Consider the following 5,879-nt stretch of genomic DNA (forward strand, 5'->3'; position numbering starts at 1 on the left):
ACCGATACGCTGGATCTGGATACGACAGCTCCAGAAAATGGCGATGCTGTTAATACCATTTCATTTGAAACTAACGGTGATATCTATTTAAACAAATCCGAAAGTGGCTCTACGAATTTGACAGGTAAGGTTGAGTTAGGAGCTACAGTAGTTGGTATTGTGATCACGGATAGTGCGAATCCAGCTAATACATTATCGGTTTCTGTTGATGCTATATCTGTGGATAGCGAAGGTAATGTATCTGTCGAAGGGCTTGATTTAGCTAGTTTGGTTGATGGTTCATTAACTGTTTCAATGTCTGTTGTTGATTCAGCAGGAAATGAAGGGAATGTTACTAATTCTGCTATTTTAGACACAACTATAACTGCTGTTTTGTATTTTGATGACGTTACAGAGGATGACATCGTTAATGCTATTGAGTCTCAGGGAACGGTTACTTTAACTGGCATCTTTGCTGTTGAAGATGACACCAATGCTAAGGATATTGTAGTTACTATTAATGGTCATGAATACACTGTTAAAGCTGAAGACATTCAGAGCGATGGAGGTTTTTCTTTAGACGTTACTGGTTCCGATTTAGCTAGTGATTCTGATCATAAATTACAGGTTACAGCAGAGTTTGAAGATGATGCTGGGAATACTATTGTCATTGAAACCGGTGGTGGTCTTAACTACTCAGTCGACCTTTCTGCAAAAGCAGGTACGGTTACTATTGATCCAATTACCTCGGATGACATGATTAGTGGCGATGAGGTAAATCAAACCATCTCTGTGTCTGGTAAGGCAATTGGTGGTGATATTGCTGTTGGAGATGTTGTCAAAGCGACTATTAATGGTAAAGAATATTCTACGACGGTGAAAGCTGGAGGTGTTTGGTTTTTGGCTGTTACTGGTAGTGATTTGGCGGCGGATACTGAATTTTCTGTGGTTGTTACGTCTTCTGATGCTGCTGGAAATTCGGTACAAAGTACTGGAACTTCTGAGCACAGTGTCGATGCCCCTACGACGTTAATCATCACACCGATGACGGTAACAGAAGACTCTACTAGTGCAGGTGATGCGGTTGCGACGTTCTCGGTATCTGATGACGATGATACGCCAACGGTCGGCTTTACTGCTGGTACGAACGACAACGGTTACTACGCCATCGACGGCAACAATGTTGTGTTGACGGCGGAAGGCGAAGCGTATCTTGATGCAGGGAATACCTTGCCTGAGATCAGCTTGACTACGTCTGGTACTTCAACCAATCAAACGGCAACGGCCACCCCGACAACTGTGACAGTAAATGATGCGCCAATAATTACTGCTACCGATGCAGAAATATCTGAGGGTGTTCTTGACTCTAATGGTAGTAAAACAGTTGAAGGAAGCTTCTCTGTGTCTGATGAAGACAGTCAGTTACTTACTGTTAGTTTGATTGCGCCAACAGATGTGTATTCTTCTGGTGGTGTTGATTTGGTTTGGGCAGTATCTGAAGATGGCTCACAGTTAATTGGTAGTGCTGATGGTTCCGCCGTCGTCACTGTGACGCTTGGTGATGTTTCTAATGGTGAGGGTTCTTATACAGTTGAGCTTAGCGGGCCTTTAGACAACGCAACTGCAAGTACTGATGAGTCGATTGCCATTCAGTTTGGTATTCAAGTAGATGATGGCGAAACCACAGCGACAGAAAATGTGACTCTGACGGTTGAAGATGATGCTCCAACGTCTGTGACAACATCGGATACGTTGTTTGTGTCTTCTACTACGCCAGTCGTGGATTCATTCTCTGTAGGTTCATTTGAGAATGGTTTTATAAATACTCAATTTCGTTCCGGTCAATCAAATAAACATCAAATTAATAATGATGATGATGAGTATATGGACTCGTTAACTTGGGATGATCAAACATCGAGTAATGGCGGGCCAAGTGCTTACCAATTGTCAGACACAACGGGTCAGTCTGTCGTCAGTATCGACGGTAGTTTTGCGGTAGGTAATTTTACCCATAACAACAGCAGCATGTATTCGAATTACAGTACGCTGTCATCTACGACGATGATTGTTACGTTTGCCATTGTGATCGATGGAACCACTGAAAATATTCAATTGGAATTGCCAATTTCTCATAACGAGACATCGAATAACAGCAGTAACTCAAACGACACAGTGACGTTAGGCGCTTTGCCTTCTACAGACGTAGTGGTTAACGGCGTTACGTATAGAGTGTCACTTGATGGTTTTATGGACAGCAATGGAACAGTTTCAGAAAGTATTTCGACACCAGAAGGCGGCACTACGAGTCGTTCTATTGTGGCGCATGTGGAAGCTGTTGGCGTTGCCGAAATCGAGCAGCCAGTATTAACAGGCCAAGTTGATACAGACGCCGGTGCGGATGGTCTAGCGTCCATTGTGGCAATCACTGAGACGGATGAGAATGGCACGTTAGTTTTAAACGCAGACGGCTCATACACTTTTACGCCAAGTGATAGTTTGGTGTCTTCTTTATCGGCAAGTAGCTCAACGGTGATTACTTATTCCTACACGGTGGTTGATGGTGACGGAGACACTTCCGTTAATACCTTGACTATCACAGTGGCGAACCAAGATACGTTAACCTCGGACGATACCGGCAGTGGGGTAGAGGACGCCATAATTAGTGTGTCTGCTGAGAACGGTGTTTTAGCGAATGATGTTGACCTTGATGATACGTTAGAAGTTGCTACTTTCTCTGTTGGTAGTGATTCAGTAACAGCTGGGTCAACGTTGGTTATTGCTAATGTGGGCAGCCTTGTGATCAATACGGATGGCTCTTACAGCTTCACGCCAGTGGAAGATTGGTCTGGAAGTGTTCCAGCAGTGACTTATGTAACAAACACGGGAGAAAGTGCTTCATTAGCATTGTCGGTTTCTGGTGTCGCGGATACGCCAGAGTTAAGCGTTACTATCGGTCAAGGTGTTTCTTTCTCGGATGAGTTGGTTACTAAAACTGGTACGACAATCCATGAGCTTGGTGAGAACAAATCAAGTACAGAGTCCACAACGCAAACTATTTCCTTTGGTCAGGAGTATGCAAATCAGACGGTTACTTTGTCTTTCACTGCAGAATTTGAAGGTGACTGGGAAGACAGTGGTTCTCATGAGGATAATTTGACTGTCTCTTATGGGCCAACTAATGTTGGCACACTTCAATCTTCTGGTGAATCAACCCAATCGGTAACTAATTATAAGGTTCAGCTTGATAATAACGGTGAGGTGTCACTGAAGTTTTCTGCTAATACAACGGCGGGCGATGAGAAAGTGACAATCAGTGATATTTCATTGGTAGCCGATTCTGTTTCAGGCATCAGCACGTTATACCCAGTGACCATTTCTGGTTCGCAAACAGACAATGATGGAAGCGAAACATTAACGTTTGAAATTGCAGCGCTTCCTACTGGTGTTTCGTTGGTAGATACAAATGGAAATGTTATATCTACTGCATCAGATGGAACGTATTCTTTGTCAGAGGATCAGGTTGAAGGCTTGCGGTTGTCAGTTCCTAAGGGCGTTGATAGCGTCGATTTGTCTGTGACAGTCATCAGTAGTGAAGGTGGTACGAGTGAATCCGTGACAGTGACAACTTCGGTTGAGACTAACGTGAGTATAAATGGCTTATACGGCGAATTCTTTGCCGCTTATGATCAGTTAAATAATATAAGTGATGCGAGATATGTTATTGGTGATGGCAAAGCAGATGCGACATTTATTGCTAGTCAGGTTAATTACAATTATGGCGATGGTGATTTAGGCAAAGGCACTAATCTAGAGTCTTTCCTTGGTGGCGATAGTGCTTCATTGAGCTCTAATCCGGCGACGACTTCTGGCGATGCTGTGCTGCGACTTTCAGGCAGTGTTACTTTAGCCGCAGGAACGTACTTTGTTAAAGTCAGTGCCGATGATGGTTATGACGTTTTAATTGACGGGAAACAAGTGATATTTTCTAACGAAAATCATGTGGTTCAATCTAAAACTGATTCATTCACTGTCGATGCTTCTGGTGACCATTCTATCGAGATTGTTTATTGGGATCAGGGAGGGGCTTATGATCTTGATGTCTCTATTTCTTCTGATGGAGGACTTACTTATTCAGCACTAGGAAGTAGTGAATACCCAACGTCGCATACTGAAAGTGATATTGGTGATCGCGCTACCTATCTTGGAGAGATGGATTCTATCGAGTCAAGAATCGATGAAATTAATGACACAGATAGAGTGCAAGACTGGAACGGTAGCCTAACAGGTGACGATCAAGCCAATGATTTGCGAGGTATGAGTTATAACAATTGGTCGAACGATACACTTGATGGCCAAGGTGGTGACGATGTTCTTATCGGTGGTAAAGGTAATGATACGCTAATTGGCGGTGATGGTAATGATATGCTGCTTGGTGGCTTGTTGAACGAAGATGACTGGACTACTGATACATTAACTGGTGGTGCAGGGGAAGACATATTCATTCTTCAAGATCATAACCAAACAGTTGATTATACATCTTATGCTAATGACCTAATTACCGACTTTAATGCAAAAGACGATGCGTTGGACCTAACTGATTTGTTGACAGGAATCGATGGTGATCCTGGAAGCAATGCAGACACGGACGCGATTGCGGATTTCTTGTCTGCGCACATAAGTGTGGCTGACGGTAGTGTGAAGATCGATGGTAACGATGTAGCCACTTTTGGCGATCAATCCAACTTCGACTCCGATGGCAGTGGCGTAGTAAATAGCTCTGATAGCATTAAAGTGATCTACAACGACCAAGAGTACAACATCAACATTGATGGCTAATCTCGTTTAGATACTGTTGAGTAACAAAAAGGCCGAATCGTTTTGCGATTCGGCCTTTTCATTTCTGTCAATGTTAAGCTTAGAAAGTGATTTTCCAATTACTTAAAAACTACACGCCTAAGCCAATAGGGCAGCTAACGCCAGTACCATTCAGTCCGCAATAGCCATTTGGATTCTTATGGAGGTATTGCTGATGGTATTCTTCCGCAAAGTAGTACACATCCAGTGGCTCGATTTCTGTGGTAATCATGCCATGACCCGCACCAAGCAGCTCTTTTTGGTATGTATTTTTACTTGCTTCTATCCTGGGTATGTCTTGTTCACGTGTTGGATAGATAACAGAGCGATACTGACTGCCAATATCGTTGCCTTGTCGCATTCCTTGAGTAGGGTCATGGTTTTCCCAGAAAACACTTAAAACACCTTCTAACGTAATGATAGAAGTATCAAAAATGACATGGACGACTTCACTGTGTCCTGTTTGACCAGAACAGACTTCTTCATACGTTGCGTTTTTAGTAGAACCGCCCGCGTAACCAACAGACGTCACGACGACGCCCGGTGTATTCCACAATTTTCTTTCAGCTCCCCAGAAGCAGCCCATACCCAGTACAATGTCAGCTTCGTTACCGTTTGGTTTGCGCATAAAGGGTTCGTTATTGACCGCGTGTACTCCAGACACCTTTATTGGTGTATCTCTACCGGGGAGAGCGTTTGCATCCGTTGGGATGGTAGATTTTCGCAGAATGTCTTCAATCTTATTGGGCATGTTCTTCTCCTAACATCTTAATCAGAACTATTGGATGACTTCCTTTTACCTTGTGCCCGCAGAGGATTCAAGTAGTTTAAGCGAGCGCCGCATTTTTAGTAGTAGGTTGTTACTGTTGAGGTTTTTTGAACTTATCTCAGGTAAATGCGTAAGCGTACTTGACTCCTGCATTAATCTACCTATAATACGCACCTCGTTGACACGGGTGAAGCTGTTTAGCTGATCCAATTAACTGTTCCAGAAATAGTTAATTGCAACGAAGATTAGTCGCGGGATGGAGCAGTCTGGTAGCTCG

At 43.4% G+C, this 5,879-nt stretch carries 2 protein-coding genes; one reads left to right on the forward strand and one right to left on the reverse strand.

Translation table 11 applies throughout. From position 1 onward, the window contains the following. The coding region (locus tag D104_RS30720; protein ID WP_152531162.1) for a beta strand repeat-containing protein at window positions 1-4,815 on the forward strand (4,815 nt) is incomplete at its 5' end. Window positions 4,816-4,924: 109 nt separating this feature from the next. Here D104_RS30720 and msrA read toward each other — a convergent pair. Continuing rightward, window positions 4,925-5,584 (reverse strand): peptide-methionine (S)-S-oxide reductase MsrA, encoded by a 660-nt coding sequence (gene msrA / locus D104_RS30725; RefSeq protein ID WP_024024491.1) that lies wholly within the window; start codon window positions 5,582-5,584, stop codon window positions 4,925-4,927. Window positions 5,585-5,879 lie beyond the last annotated feature (295 nt).

The sequence above is a fragment of the Marinomonas profundimaris genome (assembly GCF_000508165.1).
Lineage (GTDB): Bacteria > Pseudomonadota > Gammaproteobacteria > Pseudomonadales > Marinomonadaceae > Marinomonas > Marinomonas profundimaris.